Here is a 17380-nt window from a genome sequence, read left to right on the forward strand (position 1 = left end):
GGGCCTGATGCGCATTCTGCATTGTGGCAAGTACTACCCGCCCCGCCGGGGAGGCATGGAGACGTTCCTGGCGGAGCTGGCAGAGGAGCAGTCCGCAACAGGCGACGATGTGCTCGTGCTGGCTCACGGAGATCCCGGGCCTCCTGCGGACGGCTCAGGCTCTGGCCCGCGGATCTGGCGAGCGCCCGTGCGCTTGAACCTCGGCAACTATGCGCCTGTTGCCCCTGGCATGATTGCGCTCTACGCGCGGGCCCTTGTCCGCTTCCGGCCCGATGTCGTCCACGTGCATGCTCCCAACACTGCGGCCCTGTGGCCCGCGCTGCTGCGCACTCGAGCGCCGCTCGTTCTGCACTGGCACGCCGACGTGGATTTTCCGCCAGAGCGCAGGCCGCATGCACCCCTGCTGGCGGCCTGGAGGACGCTGGAGTCGTTGCTCCTGCGCCGCGCAGACGCGGTCATCGCCACCTCCCAAGCCTATCTTGCCGCAAGCTCGGCCCTGGCCCCGCATCATGGCAAGTGCCGGGTCATCCCACTCGGCATCGCCGCCCCGCAGATCTCGGGCGCGGCAGAGCATTCGGCCCTGGCGTTTCTGGCCGGGGCCTCTGGTCTGCGGGTGTTGGCAGTGGGACGCCTTGCGCACTACAAGGGCTTTCAGACCCTTTGCCAGGCAGTGCTGCAGACAGCCGACGCCTCCCTCTGCCTCATCGGCGATGGTGAGGCGCGGCCCAAGCTCGAAGCCCTGGCCAATCAGTCGGAGGCGCGGAACCGCATATTCCTGGCAGGAGAGATTCCGCCGGACGTGTTGGATGCCTGCTACCGCCGCAGCGACGTGCTGGCCCTGCCCTCGACCAGCCGCAGCGAGGCCTTTGGGCTGGTGCTGTTGGAGGCCATGTGCCGGGGGCTTCCGTGCATCGCCACTTCCGTTATGGGCAGCGGCATGGCCGAGGTGGTCTGCGATGGGGTAACCGGGCTGCTTGTGCGGCCGGAGTCTGCCGAGGATCTGACCGGAGCCCTGGCGCGGCTCGTCGCTGATCCAGGACTGCGCCGCCGCATGGGCGAGGCCGGGCGTGAACGTATCCTCACGGCGGGATACGATATGCCAAGCGTTGCCCAAAAGATACGATCCCTGTATCTCTCGCTGCTTGCGCCTAAGAGATGCGGACGGCGGGCCGTGCCGACAGTGGGCGCAGGAGGGAACCCCTGATGAGCCGAACGAGTTGTTTGACCTCCCTACTGTTGGCCGGAGCGCTGGTGTCGGCCTTGGGCTGCGCCACAGGGCGCGAGCAGGCCGCCAACCTGGGACAGGCGGCAGGCTTTCAGCCCATGCGCATCGAAACCGCGCCGTTCGTGCTTCGGGGGTGGCTGCGTGAAAGTCGTAGAGGTCTTTCGGAGCACCCTGAACTCGCCGTTTACATCGAGGGCGACGGCCTTGCTTGGATCCGGCCGAACCGGCCATCCAGCGACCCGACCCCGACCGATCCCATCGGCCTGCGCCTGGCCGCCGTGGACCCCTCCGGGAATCCCGTGCTCTACCTGGGCCGCCCCTGCCAGTACACGGAAGGGGCGGACCGGCGCGGGTGCTCGACGGAGGACTGGACTTCGGCGCGCTTCTCCCCGCGGGCCGTGGAGGCATTGAACGCCGCCATCGACCAGGCAAAGGCCGCCACCGGAAGCGCGACCGTGGCCCTGTTTGGATATTCAGGGGGCGGAGCCTTGGCTGCACTTCTGGCGGAGCGGCGTTCCGACGTCCGCTTTCTCGGCACGGTCGCGGGGAACCTGGACCCCGGATTATGGACGACGCTGTTTGGAGATACGCCGCTCCATGGTTCCCTGAACCCCGTGGACGCGGCGCAGGCCACGCGGGACATTCCCCAACTGCACGTCACGGGCGGCAGGGACGACGTGGTTCCAGGGGCCGTCCTCGACTCCTGGTGCCAGCGCCTGCCGGATGCACGGATAATGCGCGTGGTCGTTCCCGGTGCCTGGCATGGCGGACCGTGGGTGGAGGTTTGGCCCGGGCTGCTGATTCAATCGCGGAAGATCGCCCCAAGCCTGAAAGACGACTGAGCGGCCGGGCCAGGGCCAGGTTGATGCCAGCGTCCCGTTGGTAAAGCGCCCACTGTCGACCCCTCTCAGTCGGCCCCCTCGGCTGTTGCCGACCTTGGCTCATAGCCGAACAGGGTGAGAGCTTCATCCACGATGCTGTATGACGGTGAAAGCTCAACCGCGAGTTCGGCACGCTCCGGATCGTTTCGCCAGGCGAAGCGGCGGTCCGCCAGCAGAGGCTTTCCGAGGTTCGCGTGGTGCCGCAGGTGGTTGAGCCCCAAGCCCAGCAGTTCGTAGCGCAGCATCTGCTCCTCGAAGCCAACGCCGAGGAACGCGCATACGGCCGCAAGCATTTTCTCCGGCTGTTCCAGCAGGTCCTCGTAGCGCAGGAGATGATAGGACGGCTCGTCTTTGCAGAGCGTGTGCAGGTTGGCGTTCATCGTCGCCCAGGAATTGGCGACTTTGGTGTTCCCCCGCCGCCCCGTATGCCACGTGCCGCGTGACAGGGAACTCATGACATCGCGCACGTCGCGCACAAGATGGATGATCTTGCAGCCATTGGGGAGAAGCTGCGTTTGGAACAATATTCCAAAGTGGCTAAAATCATTTTGGCTTTTGTCGCCCACAATGCGCGCGCCCACCTTTGCTCCAAGCGCCGCGAAAATGGCCCGCAGCACGGCGGCGAGAGTGTACTCCTCCGCAGTGTGGACGGCGGCGCGGACCTCGTCAGCCGTCAGGTCGTGCCCCAGGCTGCCCGGAAAACCCGTGGACGCGACGATGGTCTCCGCGACGAGGCGACGGCCGACCGCCTCATCCGCAACCGTGTTGATGATGAAGGCAGCGGGAATGATATGGTTCGTCTCGTTGGGCAGGAAGACTTCGCTGTGCTGGCACAGCATCTCCTTCAACAGCGTCGTTCCGGACCTGGGAAAACCCAGTAGAAGAAACACTTAGCCCCTCCTTTGGCGTGTATCGGTTGTCTGCGATCTTACCTGCCGCATCACGACAACGCAATCATCACCGAGTACCGCGACCCGCACGGGCAACCCCATATGAGAAGCTCGCTGGCGGCTCCTGGCGGTGCGAGACTTCTTGACCTCGCGACCGGATCCGGTACTTTGCAGCGGAAGTATCCAGATGGCAATCCAATGGGCTTCGAGGCGTTGAAACAGCGCGGCAGGTGCCGGCAGGCCGCTAGGATGGAGGGGCGGCTTGTTACTCCTGAACGCCCAGACCCGATCGTACGCAATCCGCCATGGCGAGCACTGCCGAGCACAGTCAAAAGAGCTGAAATGCAACACGAGCAATATGTCTCAGTCTTCGTCGCAGGCATTCAGAAGAGCGGCACGACAAGCCTGTTCGCCTACTTCTGCGAGCATCCGGAGTTGTCCGCGCCGGACAGAAAGGAACTGCATTTTTTCGATGACGAATCAAGGGACTGGAGTGTTCCATTCCATCAAGCGCTGCACGCCAGGTTCCAGCGCGCGCAGGAAAACCGTCTGCGCTTCGAGGCTACGCCGATCTCCACATTCTGGCCGAACGCCCTTGAGCGCATCCGCGACTATAACCCCGAAGCCAGGCTGATTTTACTCTTCCGTGATCCCATTGAAAGGGCATGGTCGCACTGGTGCATGGAGTATGCGCGGCAGCAAGAACCGCTCCCCTTCTCGGAGGCGATCAGGGCCGGACGAGACAGGCTCGATCCTGACGACAGGCACACCCCGCAGTGGCGGGTCCACAGCTACGTCGAACGTGGGTTCTACGCAGGACAGGCCAGAAGGGCGCTCGGCCTGTTTCCCCGCAAGCACATCCTCTTTCTCCGATCACAGGATCTACTCGATCGGCATCGGGACGTGCTCGCCTCCATCGCATCATTTCTTGGAATCAGCCCTTTCCCGAACACGGGGGCGAAACGCGAGAGAAGCCGCCTAGACATCGTCTATCCTTCAGAGCTGGAGCAGCGGGACATTCGGCACCTCGCGGGGCTGTACCGCGCCGATGTTCTGGAATTTGCAAACCTGACCGGCCTCGACGTCGATGACTGGCTGACGATCCGCAACGGCGACCCCGGCGGTCGGAATCCGGCCCCACAACAACCTGAAGGCGGATGCAAGTGAGCGGCAAGCCCACCGTGTACATTGTCGAGGCGTTCCTGCCCCACGGTGGAACATACATGGCATACCACCTGGGACGCATCCTGCACCTGCATTTCAACCTCGATGTGGTCGTGCTGGGCAGTTCGGCCGAGCCTGCACATGAGAGCTTCGTCTACGACACGCCGTTCGAGACGCGGCCCATCGACGAGGCGGACCGGCTTGTGGGAGCTGACGACATTTTCATCTGCAACCCTTCTTTCTCGAACCATAATTTCGGCCTGCGGCTCAAGGGACGCAAGCTCATGTACGTTCAGGGCTTCAGCACCTTCCGGCAGTTGGACGGCTTTTTCGACCGTTATGTCGCCGTCAGCCCCTTCGTGCGCGACTTCGTCCGCAACGTTTACGGAATCGAGACCGGGCTCATCGCTCCTTTCCTGCCCGGCCAGCCAGAAGCCGAGGCTCCGCCCTGGCTGGAGCGGGAACCGCTGTCTTTGGCGCTTTGGCTCAAGGAGGGCGACTTTGACGCAAAGTCTCTTCTGCTGAATCGCCTGCGAGGGCATTTGAAGAGCCTCGACGCTGACCTTGAGGCGCGCATCCCATGGGACGACGCGCTGGCGGCCGCCACCATCCGGCGCAGCCACAAGGAGATGCTCCGCTTCCTTGGGACCAAAAGGTACGCGCTGACCCTGTCCGTGTGCGAGGGATTCGGCCTCGTGCCCCTGGAGACCATGCGCATGGGAGCCTGCGTCATGGGGCTGGACGGCTTCGGCGGACGCGCTTACATGGGCGCGCACAATGGCCGCTTCACGGCCTATCCCAGGCTTGGCGACCTGGCCCGCCAGATGGCGGAGGCCCTGACCGACGACGCCCTGGCCATGCGGCTGGCCGACGCCGGGCAGGCCACCGCGCGGGAGTACACGTACGAACGCTTTGTGACCGCCTGGATAGAAGAGTTCCACCGTTTTGGACTGTGAACAGGTTTGAGGCAGAATTCCGCACGGGCGCTTAAGACCCGTCAAACGAGGCCTGATAGCAGGGCCGCAGACGACAAGGCACCCAGATGGCCACCATATTGCTCACCGGCTTGCCGCGCTCCGGCACGACGCTGATCTGTTCGCTGCTGAACGAGCTTCCAGACACGATTGCCCTGGCTGAACCGCTGCAACTCCGGTTGCAGGGGAATCGTCTGGCGGCTGTGCAGGAAGTGGCCGCGTTTATTGACCAAGCCCGGGAAAGCCTGCTGGAGCGGAGGTCCGCCGTTTCAAAGCATGTGGGTGGCGCTGTGCCGGACAATACGGTGATCAGCCTGCCGGGGGCGACGTTGAGAGGAATCGACGCCGTCCATGGGGAAATCCGCTTCGACAAGCTTTTGAGTCCCGCGTTCGATCTGTTCCTCAAGCATCCGGCGGAGTTCACGGCCCTGATGGACGAGCTGCTGCCGGAATACCCGCTTTTTGCGATCGTGCGGCATCCCGTCGCGGTGCTGGCGTCCTGGCAGACAGTGGACATGCCCGTCCAACGCGGCCGCATGCCTATGATGGAACGCTTCTGCCCGGAATTGAAAGACGAGTTGGAAGGGGAGGAGGATCGCTTGAAACGCCAGATCATCCTCATGCGCTTCCTGCTGGGCCGTTACAGCCGCCTGCCAGCCGGGCGCGTGCTGCGCTATGAGGACATCGCCGCCGACCCGGCAAAGGCCTTGGCGTCCCTGAGCCCGAAGAGCGCAGTGCTCCGCCGCCGCCTGACCCCTGTGGATCCCCGGCGGCGCTACCCGGATGTGGATCTGGAACGTCTGGCGGAGGCCCTGTCGCCCCTGCACAGCCTCATTACCGGATTTTATCCAGACGGTAAAATCCTGTAGCCCACGCCTGCCTCCTTCAAAAATCGCCCGACGCAATCAGCGTCCTTGTCCATGTTGAAGCAGCAGCCCAGCAGGCCGGGCAGTAATCCCTTGTTCTTGAGGAACGGAGCCACGCCATGCCCGCAGCCATCGAGGATGAAGATCGCAGATCCGGGATTCAGCCTCCCGGTGAAGTGCCCCGCCTGACTCAGGTCGTGCGCGTTGGTGGCACCGAAAAGCACATATTGCCTGGCCCGGCAGTTCCCTTCCTCGGGGAGGCTGGTCGAGTATTTCCATTGTTGGACGGCATCCACGCGCGTGAGCCAGCGGTTCTCACCGGGGGCGTGCTCGGGGAGGACGGAATACTGGGGCGAAAAGTTTACCGCAAGTTCGCAGTTCGGCAGCAGACGGCTGAACAGCAGTGAGCCATAGCCCCCCATCGAATTGCCCAACGTGACGACCTTGTGCCGCGGATAATGCTTCTCCAAGAACGACAAAATTTCTTCCGCCGGTGTGTTGTACCAAGAAAGAGCAAGGTCGGAGATGAACAGGATCTCGCTGTGCACGCCGGACTTCTCCAGGCTGCGTGCGAACTCAGTGCCTCCCATCTGGCCAAACATGTGGCTCATCCCTGTGAAGCTGAGATAGACTTTACCGTCCGGTTGCGTCGCAGGACGACGAGCGATGGTCAACGTTTCAGACCGGTGGATGATGTTCAACGCATCAATGTGCTGCACGGTTTTCATTCATTTCTCCAGCTATTGCCAGCTAACGGGTAGTCTGAGCAATGGCGTGCGTCAATCTTGCAGCCGCTGGCCGCCAGGTACGCTGGCTGACCAGGGGCGAATTGCCCGCTGGATCATTTGAGCCCGGATGGGCCACCGCACACTGCGATGGCGTCGGCAAGGGAAGTGCTGCCAGAAAGTAAGGTGTACAAATCCGAAGCATGCGGACACGCCTCGAGATTCTTGCGCAGACTCTCTATGCGGTCAATCCCTGCCGCTGGCGGAAGGGAAAGCAGTCTCCACAGCCGCGCCGCGAGGAACAGCGGCCCGGGGGGAAAGGAGATGGTCCGCGCCCTTTCACCTTGGGCTTCGGCCACGGCGTCAACGAATTCCCTTAGGCTCGCCCAAGGCTCCACGAACAGGTTGTAGCTGCCGCGAAGATTGTCGGCCACAAGTCGTTCAAGACAGGCCAAAAGATCGTTTAGAGCCACGTAAAACACCGGGGCTGTGTCCGCTGCGGGAAGCAGGTTCAGGGGGAGCCGCAGAATGGCCGGCGCTGCTTGGCGTAGAGCCCGCCCTCCCCAACGACCAGCCCTGGCCGGACGACGGCGTGTCCGGCGGCCAGGAACACCTGCTCCAAACGGTATTTGGTCCGGCCGCATTCTCCCGGCGCGTCTGGGCGCGCCGAGTGAGAGCTCATGAAGAGTTGATAGGGCACGCCTGCTGCCGCCGCTGCGGAAAAATGCCCGCACGTTCCCCGCACGTTTTGCTCCTCTGAGCCCGGAGCAGGGTTGTAGGCGCAGTGGACCACGGCGTCGCAGCCCAAAAACAAGGCCGTTGGCGGCGTACTGGAAAGATCCAGCCGAACCGCGCAGTCCACCAACCCGGTCAGCTGTGCGAGCCCCGCCTCGTGATGGCTTGATCCGCTGACCCGCCAGCCCAGTGACTTGAAATGACGAGTCAAGGCCAACCCTATGAAGCCCCCGGCCCCGGTGATGAAAACGTGCATCAGCCGCGCTCCGTTGCTAGCCGGGCAATGCGCCAAGACGCAAGTGCCCTCCGGGGCTGAAGATAGCCCCAACGTATTGAGAGGTACCGTACACATCAACAAGAATAGCAGCAAGCGCGTATCGGCAGGCGCCCGTCATGGCAGGAAAGGCGGAAAGATGCGAGTAGCACCCGCGATGCTTACTGCATTGATGGGTACCCTCACAAGATCCGATTATGCGTTTGTGCTGGACAACGGGACTCCCTATCCTGTCCTGAGCCGAGGAGGCACTCAGGAGACGGTATAACCTGTTAATAGGCGCGTACCCATGACTTGCAGAGGCTTGGGGTCGCGGTCACTTCGCAATGGAATGTGGAAACGCGTCGTTGAGGGACGGCGTTCTGGCTGCGGGCGAGGCCCTAAGGCGCAGGGATGGCAGCGCGATCCGGGCTGTTGCCCGGCGGCAGCAGGCGCGTTGCGAGGCGGGGGAAACGGCAAGTGGAGGTGAGGTGCGCGGAGCGTAGCGGACAGCTTACCTGGCAGGTGCCGCCGATGAAGACGCATGAACCGCTCAAGTACGCCGTTCTCGGGAACTGCCAGTCTGCGTTCCTGTGCCAGTTGCCGGTCTAAATGCTCCATTCCAACCTTGAATCGCGTCCAAGAGAAAGGGACTTTCACCTATGGCATTTTGAGAGACCTGAGCATTTAGTCCGGGTGTTTCATTTCTTCTCTTGACCGGGTCCAAGGGGCGGCGCCCCTTGCTTGTCTTATTCCTGTTCGGGCGCGCCCGGAACAGATGGCGGCGGAGCTTGCAGCGCGCCGAACTTCAAAAGCAGTTCGGTGAGCTTGGCCTTGACGTTCTGCGTGGTGCGCGCCACCTGCGCCAGGTCGATGACCACGAGGAAGTCGCGCCGGAAGGGCGCCTTGTCCCACAGGGCGCGGATGAGGGCCTGCAGCGGCTCCTCCAGTTGCAGCACTTGCATGAGCGAGGCCAGCTGCTGCGGGGTGCGGGTCTTGAAGAGCAGCATGTCCTGGCGGGTGGGGTCGGCCGCGAAGAGCTGGCTTTTGCGGATGCGCGTGAGCCCCCGCGAGGCCAGGGCGTCCACGGCGGGCACGGGGCAGCGGCGCAGGGCGGCCGTCTTGACCAGCACCTTGCCGCCTTCCTCGCGGGCCTTGTCGCGCAGCAGGCCCACAAAGGCGCTTTCCAGCAGGTAGAACAGCACGTGCTCCAGGGACTCTATGGACAGCCCCTGGGCCAGGGCGCGCACGGCCTCCAGCTCGTCGGAGCGCAGGGTTGCCAGGGCGGAGAGAAAATGCTCGCGCGATTGGCTGAGCACGCGCACCGCGCCCAGGGCCAGGGCCACGGCCTGCTCCATGAGAAAGGGCAGGGCGTGCTCATCCGGGGCCTGGCCGCCTGCTGCGCGGGCCTGCATGGCCGCGAACAGGCTTGCGGCCACCGGGTCCATGCACACGATGAACGCGGCGCTTTCCAAGTGCTCCAGGAGCAGGTCGCCGGGAAGGAAACCCAGGCCCTTGAGCAGGCAGGCCTGCACCACCTTGCGCACGGCCAGCCGCTCGGGCGTGTCGGCGCTGGCCTCGGCAAAGGCCGTCTGCACGCGGGTCTGGTCGATGTGGCCGGGGCTGTCGTGCAGGGTGGCCAGCACATCGTCGAACAAAAAGCGCACCACCACCTGCTGGCCGTCTTTGGAGAGGTGGAACTTGCCCTCGCTGGTGAGGTGTTCGTAGCCCTCGGCCACGTGCTGGGCGATGAAGCGCTCCACGAATTCGCTCCAGAACCCCTGGTCGAACTCGTGGGTCTTGATGAGCTCGCCGAACTGGGCCAGTCCCGGCGCGCCGAAGTGGCGCATGATGAGCTCCTCGAAATTGTCCGTGGTGAGGCCCATGGCGTAGACCATGCCCTGCACGCTTTTCACCAGCAGCGACTCGGTGTTGCGCAGCTGCATCGTGGTCTGCTCGCGCGCGGCTTCGTCGCCGCTGCCGGTCTCTTTGTCCAGGCGGTTCAAAAGCACGGGGAAATTGCCTGCCAGCTTGCGCAGCACCGTGTCCGCAGGATGGTCGGTGCGGCGGCACAACAGGTTGACGATGCTCTGCTGCTGGGTTTCCAGCAGGGGATATTCGCTGATGCCCCCGCTGTTGACGCTGATAAAGCTGAGGAGCAGCTCGCGCTCCAGCACCTCGCGCAGGGCACTTTTCGCCTTCAGGGGGCGCAGCACCCCAAGATACGACTCCAGCCTGGCGGGCCACTGGGGCCGGTTGTCGGCGCTCCCGGCGGAAGGGGGAGGGCTTGCGGTTGCTGCTGCGGTTTCGTCCACGTGTGCTCCTGGCGTTTCTCTCGCGGCTTTGGGGGAAGCGCGTCTTGGACTGGCTGTGCGTAGTTCCTACGTTGCAAGACTCTTTATCCCTTCGGCCTGTTTGCTGAAAAAATCAAGCGGCATGACGTGCCGGACCGGGAGAGGGCGGTCTTGCGGCCGCGTTTGCGCGCTGCGGGTACCGTCTGGCTAGAGCCCGGAGCCGAAATTCAGCGCGTCGGGACGGTGGAAGTAGAACTCCACGCGGCCGTTGGACAGGCGGTTGGCGTTCGAGGTGTCGGGACGGAGCGGACGGGTTGCGCCGTAGGAAATGGCGCGCACCCTGGTGGGGATGATTTCGCCGCTTTCCAGCACGTGGCTGGCGGCGTTTGCGGCGCGCGCGCCGGAGAGCTCCCAGGCGGTCTCGTACGGTCCGCCCGCGTTCTCTTTTTCCGCCGCGTGGCCGCGCACCAGCAGATGCATGTTGTACTCCTTGAGCACATCGAGCACGCCGGCCAGCACGCGCTTGGCCTCCGGCGTGAGCTGCGCGGAGCCTGGGTGGAACATGACGTCGCTGTTGACGCGCAACAGCACGCCGGTCTCGTCGGAAGACAGGCCGCTGGCGTCCATGAGCTTCTTGTCGTCCATGATGATGCGCTTGAGGCGCGAGGCGATGACGAAGCGCTGGGACTGTTCCGTGGCGGCGTCGGGGTTGGGTATGCCGCGTGCCTGGGGCACCATGGCGTTGCTCACGGCGTCCAGCACCTGCGGCCCGCCGGAGCCCTTCACATCGGCAACGGGCTGAAAGTAGGTGGAGAGCACCTGCTTGGTCTCCGGCGGCACCATGTTCAAAATCCACATGAGCAGAAAGAAGGCCATCATGGCCGTGACGAAGTCGGCGTAGGCCACCTTCCACGATCCGCCGCTGTGTCCCTTGTTGCGCGCCATGCCCGCTCCTAGCGCCTCACGCCGCTCTTGAGCCATTCCTCCATTTCAAAGAACGTGGGGCGCACGTCCTCCGGAATGGCGCGCCGGCCGTATTCCGCCGCCATGATGGGGCTGGAGCCGGAGACCGCGGCGCTTATGGCCGCGCGGATGACGTTGAAGTACATGTCGCGCTCCTGGGCCAGGTTCTCCAGCTTAATGGCCATGGGGCCTATGAAGCCGTAGCAGGACAGCACGCCGAGGAAGGTGCCCACCAGGGCGGCGCCGATGCTGCGGCCCAGAATCTCCGGCGGCTGGCTTATCTGGCCCATGGTCAGAATGACGCCGAGGACAGCGGCCACGATGCCCAGGCCCGGCAGCGACTCGGCCATTTTGGAGATCATGCTCGAGGTGCCCTCGGCCTGGTCGCGCATGGCTTCCATGTCGAGCTTCATGAGCTTCTCGATCTCGCCCTGGTCGCCGGTGGTCAAAAACACCCGCAGGGTGTCGCAGATGAACAGCACCACGGCGCGGTCCTTGGTCACCAGCGGATAGTTCGAGAAAACATTGCTCTCGTCCGGGTGCTCCACGTCGCGCTCAATGCTCGCCATGCCTTCGCGGCGCATTTTGCCGAACAGGATGTTCAACAGCCCCAGCAGCTCCAGGTAGCTCTGGCGGCTGTTGTGGCGCATGGAGAAAATGAGCCCCACGCTTTTGAAGACCCGGACGAACATGGTGCGCGAGGACCCGATGAAGAACGCGCCCAGCACCGACCCGAAGATGATGAAGAACTCCGCGGGCTGGAAGAGGACCTGCAAGGGGCCGTTCTCCACGGCGAAGCCGCCGATGATCGCCCCGATGACGATGATGAAGCCGATTATGGTGAACATCTAGCCTTCCTGGTCTTTGTTCTGGGGGGGGCCCTGCGGCTCGGCGTGGGCCAGCGCGGTGTCGAGCTCGAGCAGAAAGCGGTCCATGCGCAGTCCGCGCGCCACGGGCCGCTGCGGCAGCCGGTCCATGAGCGTCACCTCGTCGCACCAGGCCGCCAGTTCGCGGATGGGATACCGGGCCACGTAGAAGAAGGTCAGGCTCTTGTCGTCGCGGTCGGGTTGGCCACGGTACAGAATATTCAAGGATGCCGCGAGGGTGCCGTCTTCCTGCTGGCGCAGGGCTATGGGCGCCATGCCGAGCAGCAGGGACAGGGGTCTGTCCTCCACGGCGGAAAGAGGCTGCGAGAGCTTGAGGTACAGGAAAACAAGGCAAGGGCCGGAGGTGAGCAGGTGCAGCGCCGGGCCGAGGCTCGCCGCCGGTTCGGTCAGGGTGATGCGCATGCCGTTGGCCGAGAGGTCCTCTATGCGCAGGGCCGAGGACTCGCGCGCGAAGCGCAGGTCCGCCTGGCCGAGCTCCAGCAGGTGCAGGCGCGTGGGCACATGTTCCGGCCGCACCCAGAGGGCGCCTTCCAGAAACAGGGCCTGCGGCACGGCGACGCGCACGCATTTCCGGTCTTCCACTGTTCCTTGCTGCTCCACCTGGGCCTCCATCGCCAGCGTTATCGTCGAATGTGATAAAAGATGTCACGAGTCATCGGAAATATCAAGAAGCAGCGGCTGCGCGTCGCCCCATGAAGGGTGGCTTGCGGTTCTTGGCGCGTTTGGGAAAGGGGCCCCGCAGAGGTCTGGGAAATGGCGCCTGGAGCCCCACCTGTTTCTCCTGCCCCTTCTGTCCCGCTCCGCCGGTTTCTTTGGTGCAGTCGATTTTGCAGGCTTTGCAATTTTCAGCAATGAGGCTAGAGTGCGCACAGAAATTGGGGGCAACGGATGCGCTTTCTTGAGTTTGTTCGGCAGCAGGGCTACCGGCGCTACACCGGAACGGTGTCGGCTTCGGTCTATGCCTATTTCCAATGCGAAAACCCTGGCCGGGCCCAGTGGTACTTCAAGCCGGGCAGCTTCCAGTGCGCCGGATGCAAGGCCCAGTGCGAAACCGACAGCCCCGAGGGCTTCCAAACCTTTCTTACCCCGGATAAACGCAATGTCTGACCACCTGCGCGTTCCCGTTATTTGCCTCGTCCTTGCGCTGCTTTTGGCCCTGCCCGCCGCGGCCCAGGCTGACGACAGCATGAACCTCTCCTTGTGCAAGCAGATCATGAGCCGCATGCTGTGCAAGAAGCTCAACGAGTTCAACTACTCGGGCAAGGTCGACGAGAACGTGTACGTCATCAGCGTTTTTTACGCGTCCAAGCCTTCCGAGCTGCTCTGCGCGGTCATGTCCGACGGCCAGGTCATCATTCAGGACCGCACCTGGCGCGCCACGCGGCGCGTTGTGCCCTACACCATGGATTCCGCGGGCAAGTGCATGACCGCACACTTCTCCTCGCCGGACTGCCCCACCAGCCGGGCCATAAAGGTCTGCCCGCCCAAGACGCACCAGGACGCCAAGGAGCAGCAGCAGGAAACCTTCTGGAGTCGGCCCATCCCCAAGATTCTTGAAGAAGAGTACAAAGTCATGAGCGGGCGCGACCAGCAGAACGCCACGGCAGCTCCGGCCCCTGCGCCGGAGGGAGAGAAGTAATTCTTCTCCACCGGTTGCATAGCGCAAAAAAAACGGCGATACTGATTCCATGAGCGATTCCGCGCAGCCAGATCAGGACGGTCAGGCCTGCAAAGCCATCTTCGTGGCCAGGCAGCCCATTTTTGACGCCCATGAGATGATTTGGGCCTACGAATTGCTTTTCCGCAGCAGCGCCCAGGCCAAGACCGCCGATGTGGCCGAAGACGATCTGGCCACGGCATCCGTCATCGCGGACGGCTTCGCCCTGGCTTTTTCCGGCATGGACAAAAGCAAAAAGGCCTTCATCAATTTCCCCCAGCGCCTGCTCTTGGACGACACGGTCTACGCCCTGCCGCGCGAAATCTGCGTGGTGGAGGTGCTGGAGACGATCACCCCCACCCTGGAGATGATCACCGCGCTGACGAACATCAAGAAACGCGGCTACACCCTGGCTCTGGACGACTACGTGGGCCAGCCCGGCTACGAGGAAGTCATCCGCCTGGCGGACATCGTCAAGGTGGACCTGCTCGGCATGTCGCAAGAGCGCCTGCGCGAGGTGAGCACCGACCTGCGCCGCTACGGCTGCCGCCTGCTGGCGGAAAAGGTCGAGGACCGCGAGACGTACGAGCTCGCCAAGATTTTGGGCTTCACGCTGTTCCAGGGCTTTTTCTTTTCCCGGCCGGAGACCATGACCGGCAGCAAGGTGCCCACGCCCGTGCTGGCCAAGATGCGCCTTTTGCGCGCCCTTTCCGGCGACGATTTCGACGTGCGCGCTCTGACCACCATCATCTCCTCCGACCCCAGCGTGAGCTACCGCCTGCTCAATTTCATCAATTCCGCCGCGTTTTCGCTGCGGGCAAAAATCCAGTCCATCCAGCAGGCGCTCACCCTGCTTGGCAAGCAGCAGATCAAGCAGTGGTTCCTCGCGGTCATCATCTCCGACTTCGACTCCACCGCCAAGGTGCAGGAGGCCGCGTACGTCTCGCTGCAGCGCGCCCGCTACCTGGAGAGCATGGGCAAGCTGTACAAGAACCGCGCGTTCCCCAGCGAAACCCTGTTCATGCTGGGCCTTTTCTCCAAGCTGGATGTGCTGCTCTCCCAGCCCATGGACAAGCTGCTGCAGAACATCGCCCTGGACAAGGACGTGGAGGACGCGCTCTTGTCCAAGCCCTCGCCGTACTGGTCCTGGCTCTCCCTCGTGGAGGACATCGAGATCGGCAACTGGGAGGACGTTTTCGACTTTTTGAACAACCGCGAATTGGACCAGGAGGCCTCGGCCACGAGTTACGCCGAGGCCATCACGTGGACACAGACCCTGCTGCGCATGAAGTGAGGACCATGATGCTTTTTCGACGTTTCGCCCCCTGCCTGCTGCTGACCCTGTTCGTGCTGCCGCTGGGCCTGCTGCCCGCGCGGCCCGCCGCCGCCCAGGACGCCCCGCCCCACGAGAGCGAAGGCCCCCGCCACAAAGCCAAGAAAGTCCAGCCCGCGCCGACGAAGCAGGCACAGGCGGCCAAGGCCGCGCCCGCCAAAAAGTCCGCCCCGGCCGCCGGGCAGAGCGCCGGCCCGAAGAAGACCGCGCCCAAGGCCTCGCGCGGGCCGGCGGTGAAGAACGACGGCAAGCCCTATCTGCGCAGCCTGGACAAGAACCACGACGGCCGCATCAGCCACGAGGAGTTCCTCGCCGGCTCCAAGAAGCGCTTCGCCAAGGCGGACACCAACCACGATGGAATCGTCTCCCCGCAGGAGGCCAAGGCGGCCAAGGCCAAGATGCTGGAGAAGCAGGCCAAGCGCGACGCCAAGCGCCTGGCCGAGGGCAAGCCGGTGAAGCGCCGCAAGAAGACCGACCGTCCGCCCAAGCCGTATCTTTCCACCTTTGATAAAAATCAGGACGGACGCGTGAGCCAGAAGGAATATCTGGAACGCCGCGAGAACAAGTTCCGCGATATGGACCTGAACCACGACGGCGTCATCTCGCGCGAGGAAGCGCGCATCGCCAAGGTGAAGCTGCTGGAGCGCCGCGAGGAGCGCAAGGCCGAAGCCAAGGAGCGCCGCCTGCGCAAGATCGAGGAAGCCAAGGCCCGCAGAGAGGCCGAGGGGACCGTCAGCTCGTCCGGACCGGAACTGACCGCCCCGGCCACGCCGCCCCCGGCCGCCGCGCCCGCCTCTCCGGCCGGGTCCGCGCCGTCCGCCGTGCCCACGACCAAAAAGCAGCCGGACCTGCCGCTCACGCCCATCGCCCCGGAAGTGCCCGCCAAGGCCACGCCGGAAACCTAGCCCGGCAACAATATCCCACGACGCGGAAGCCCGGCGGTTCCTCACAAGGAGCCGCCGGGCTTTTTTGTTGTGCGCTGGCGCAAAAGAAGGAGACGGAACCGGGTCAGATCTTCATGCGCACGGTGTAGGCCTGGCCGCCGCGCTGCACGCTGACGATGAGCAGGTTGTGCAGCTGGTAGCGGTAGAAGGCGGTGAGCAGGTCGGCCTCGCTGTTGGTGCGCATGCTGCCCACCTGGATGATGCGGTCGCCGGGCTTGAGGCCCAACGACGCCGCCGGGCCGCTGGCGCGCACCTCTGCCACGGCCACGCCCGGAGTTTTGGCGTCCGCGCCGTGGGCGGCCGGGCTGAAGCCCCAGCGCCATTTGATGAGCCCCAGGCCAGCCTCGCGGTCCAGCACCTGGGGACGCATGACGGCCTGGTAGTTCTCCGCGCCGCGGCTCAGGAGCAGGGCCATGTTGTCGCCCCGCGTGTAGCCCATCAGAATGCCCAAAAACTGCGCCTTGTCCTGCACCTTCTGCCCGCCGATGGCCAGCAGCGCGTCGCCGGGCCGTATGCCCGCGGCCTCTGCCGGGGTGCCGGGGAACACGGAGGAGACGACCATGCCGCCGGGCCGCGTGAGCCCGTACTGCGCCATCTGGTCCGGGGTCATGTTCTCGCCCAGCAGGCCCAGCCAAATGTGCGCCACGCGGCCCGTGGTGATGAGCTCGTCGAGCACGCGTTTGGCCTTGTTGATGGGAATGGCGAAGCCCAGGCCGCCGCCGCGCGCGTAAACCGCGGCGTTGATGCCCACCACCTGGCCCAGGATGTTCAATAGCGGCCCGCCGGAATTGCCGGGGTTGATGGCCGCGTCGGTCTGGATGAGGCCGGTGATGTTGTGCTGGCCTGTGTTCACGGAGCGGTCCAGGGCCGAAACCACGCCGGTGGTGACCGTGTGCGTGAGGCCGAAGGGATTGCCGATGGCGATGACCGGCTCGCCGATCATGAGGTCGCTGGAATCGCCCATGCGCGCCTGGGGCAGGGGCTCCGCGCCTTTGGGCAGGTCCAGGCGCAGCACGGCCAGGTCCATGTCCTGGTCCGCGCCGAGGAGCGAGGCCTTGTACACCCGGCCGTCCTGCAGGCGGGCTATGATCTGCGTGGCGCCGGTGATGACGTGGGCATTGGTGAGCACGTAAGCCTTGGCGCCGTCGATGATGACGCCGGAGCCGAGGTTGCGGCTGAAGGTCTTGGGCGCGTTCTTGTTGTTCTGGGCGTCGGGCTTGCCCGGCGGAGTGTGGGCCGGATTGTCTGCCGGATTGTTCGTCGGCTTGTCCGAGAGCGTGTCCGTCAGCTTGTTCGTGGCCTGGGGCAGGCTGGGCGGCGCCAGCAGGTGCGAGAAAGGATTCGGGGCGCCCTCGCGCGCGCTGATGATGCTGACCACGGCCGGTCCGGCCTCCTGCACCACGCGCACCACCGGGGTGCGGCGCGGGTCCTGGTCGCCCGCGGGCTGGACTTGACGCGTGGCCGGGCGCGAGACATCACGCGCGGCAGGGTGCGCCGCCTGGGTGGGAGCCGCCGGGAGCAGGGCCAGGCCTCCGGCCAGCGCCAGCACGGCGGCGGCAGCCGTCAGGCGGGTTGCGCTGCGCATGGCC

Annotated in this window: 17 protein-coding genes; 9 read left to right on the top strand and 8 right to left on the bottom strand. The window is 64.3% G+C overall.

Translation table 11 applies throughout. The features are described 5' to 3' along the window. Nucleotides 1–7 precede the first annotated feature (7 nt). Nucleotides 8–1204, top strand: a complete 1197-nt coding sequence (locus ACYQ4W_RS02770) for a glycosyltransferase (protein ID WP_459852526.1) — start codon at nt 8–10, stop codon at nt 1202–1204. Beyond that, nucleotides 1204–2067, top strand: coding sequence for a hypothetical protein (locus ACYQ4W_RS02775; protein WP_459852528.1), 864 nt, complete (start codon nt 1204–1206; stop codon nt 2065–2067). Before ACYQ4W_RS02770 ends, ACYQ4W_RS02775 begins: the two co-directional genes overlap by 1 nt. A gap of 65 nt (nt 2068–2132) precedes the next feature. Here the strand turns inward: ACYQ4W_RS02775 and ACYQ4W_RS02780 are convergent, their stop codons facing one another. Next, on the bottom strand, nt 2133–2996 hold the full coding sequence (locus ACYQ4W_RS02780) for a sulfotransferase family protein (RefSeq protein WP_459852530.1): 864 nt from the start codon (nt 2994–2996) through the stop codon (nt 2133–2135). 342 nt (nt 2997–3338) lie between these two features. Here ACYQ4W_RS02780 and ACYQ4W_RS02785 point away from each other — a divergent pair, with 342 nt between their 5' ends. The 3 genes from ACYQ4W_RS02785 to ACYQ4W_RS02795 all read left to right on the top strand — a co-directional run bounded on the left by ACYQ4W_RS02785 (nt 3339) and on the right by ACYQ4W_RS02795 (nt 6003). Further along, the gene (locus tag ACYQ4W_RS02785) at nt 3339–4163 is read left to right on the top strand and encodes a sulfotransferase (protein WP_459852532.1); all 825 of its coding nucleotides are present in this window, start codon (nt 3339–3341) and stop codon (nt 4161–4163) included. Beyond that, nucleotides 4160–5116 carry a glycosyltransferase family protein gene (locus tag ACYQ4W_RS02790; protein WP_459852535.1) on the top strand — a complete coding sequence of 319 codons (957 nt, stop codon included), beginning with the start codon at nt 4160–4162 and terminating at the stop codon, nt 5114–5116. The genes ACYQ4W_RS02785 and ACYQ4W_RS02790 overlap by 4 nt, the downstream gene beginning before the upstream one ends. An 86-nt stretch (nt 5117–5202) precedes the next feature. Then, complete coding sequence (locus ACYQ4W_RS02795) at nt 5203–6003, top strand: sulfotransferase (protein WP_459852538.1); 801 nt, start codon at nt 5203–5205, stop codon at nt 6001–6003. On the opposite strand, the gene ACYQ4W_RS02800 is transcribed toward ACYQ4W_RS02795, so the two are convergent. From ACYQ4W_RS02800 to ACYQ4W_RS02825, 6 genes are all read right to left on the bottom strand, one after another. Beyond that, entirely contained in the window at nt 5979–6728 is a 750-nt protein-coding gene (locus ACYQ4W_RS02800) for a hypothetical protein (protein WP_459852541.1), read from the bottom strand. The two genes, ACYQ4W_RS02795 and ACYQ4W_RS02800, sit on opposite strands and share 25 nt — an antisense overlap. Before the next feature lie 508 nt (nt 6729–7236). After that, the gene (locus tag ACYQ4W_RS02805) at nt 7237–7716 is read right to left on the bottom strand and encodes an NAD-dependent epimerase/dehydratase family protein (RefSeq protein ID WP_459852544.1); all 480 of its coding nucleotides are present in this window, start codon (nt 7714–7716) and stop codon (nt 7237–7239) included. 746 nt (nt 7717–8462) lie between these two features. Beyond that, nucleotides 8463–10028: a hypothetical protein gene (locus ACYQ4W_RS02810; protein WP_459852546.1), complete on the bottom strand. Its 1566-nt coding sequence runs from the start codon at nt 10026–10028 to the stop codon at nt 8463–8465. Between the two features lie 186 nt (nt 10029–10214). Beyond that, complete coding sequence (locus tag ACYQ4W_RS02815; protein ID WP_459852549.1) at nt 10215–10952, bottom strand: OmpA/MotB family protein; 738 nt, start codon at nt 10950–10952, stop codon at nt 10215–10217. A gap of 8 nt (nt 10953–10960) precedes the next feature. Further along, nucleotides 10961–11818 (bottom strand): flagellar motor stator protein MotA, encoded by an 858-nt coding sequence (gene motA, locus ACYQ4W_RS02820; RefSeq protein ID WP_459852552.1) that lies wholly within the window; start codon nt 11816–11818, stop codon nt 10961–10963. After that, on the bottom strand, nt 11819–12457 hold the full coding sequence (locus ACYQ4W_RS02825) for a hypothetical protein (protein WP_459852554.1): 639 nt from the start codon (nt 12455–12457) through the stop codon (nt 11819–11821). It abuts the gene before it with no gap. Nucleotides 12458–12745: 288 nt separating this feature from the next. Here ACYQ4W_RS02825 and ACYQ4W_RS02830 point away from each other — a divergent pair, with 288 nt between their 5' ends. From ACYQ4W_RS02830 to ACYQ4W_RS02845, 4 genes are read left to right on the top strand one after another with little or no spacing between them, the layout of a single operon-like run. Continuing rightward, nucleotides 12746–12964: a DNA-binding protein gene (locus tag ACYQ4W_RS02830; RefSeq protein ID WP_459852557.1), complete on the top strand. Its 219-nt coding sequence runs from the start codon at nt 12746–12748 to the stop codon at nt 12962–12964. After that, complete coding sequence (locus ACYQ4W_RS02835; RefSeq protein ID WP_459852560.1) at nt 12957–13496, top strand: hypothetical protein; 540 nt, start codon at nt 12957–12959, stop codon at nt 13494–13496. The genes ACYQ4W_RS02830 and ACYQ4W_RS02835 overlap by 8 nt, the downstream gene beginning before the upstream one ends. Before the next feature lie 49 nt (nt 13497–13545). Next, nucleotides 13546–14808, top strand: a complete 1263-nt coding sequence (locus ACYQ4W_RS02840; RefSeq protein ID WP_459852562.1) for an EAL and HDOD domain-containing protein — start codon at nt 13546–13548, stop codon at nt 14806–14808. A gap of 5 nt (nt 14809–14813) precedes the next feature. After that, the gene (locus ACYQ4W_RS02845) at nt 14814–15752 is read left to right on the top strand and encodes an EF-hand domain-containing protein (protein ID WP_459852565.1); all 939 of its coding nucleotides are present in this window, start codon (nt 14814–14816) and stop codon (nt 15750–15752) included. A 103-nt stretch (nt 15753–15855) separates the two neighbouring features. Here ACYQ4W_RS02845 and ACYQ4W_RS02850 read toward each other — a convergent pair whose 3' ends face one another. Beyond that, nucleotides 15856–17376, bottom strand: a complete 1521-nt coding sequence (locus tag ACYQ4W_RS02850) for a trypsin-like peptidase domain-containing protein (protein WP_459852568.1) — start codon at nt 17374–17376, stop codon at nt 15856–15858. Between the last annotated feature and the right edge of the window lie 4 nt (nt 17377–17380).

Source organism: Humidesulfovibrio idahonensis, assembly GCF_054657715.1.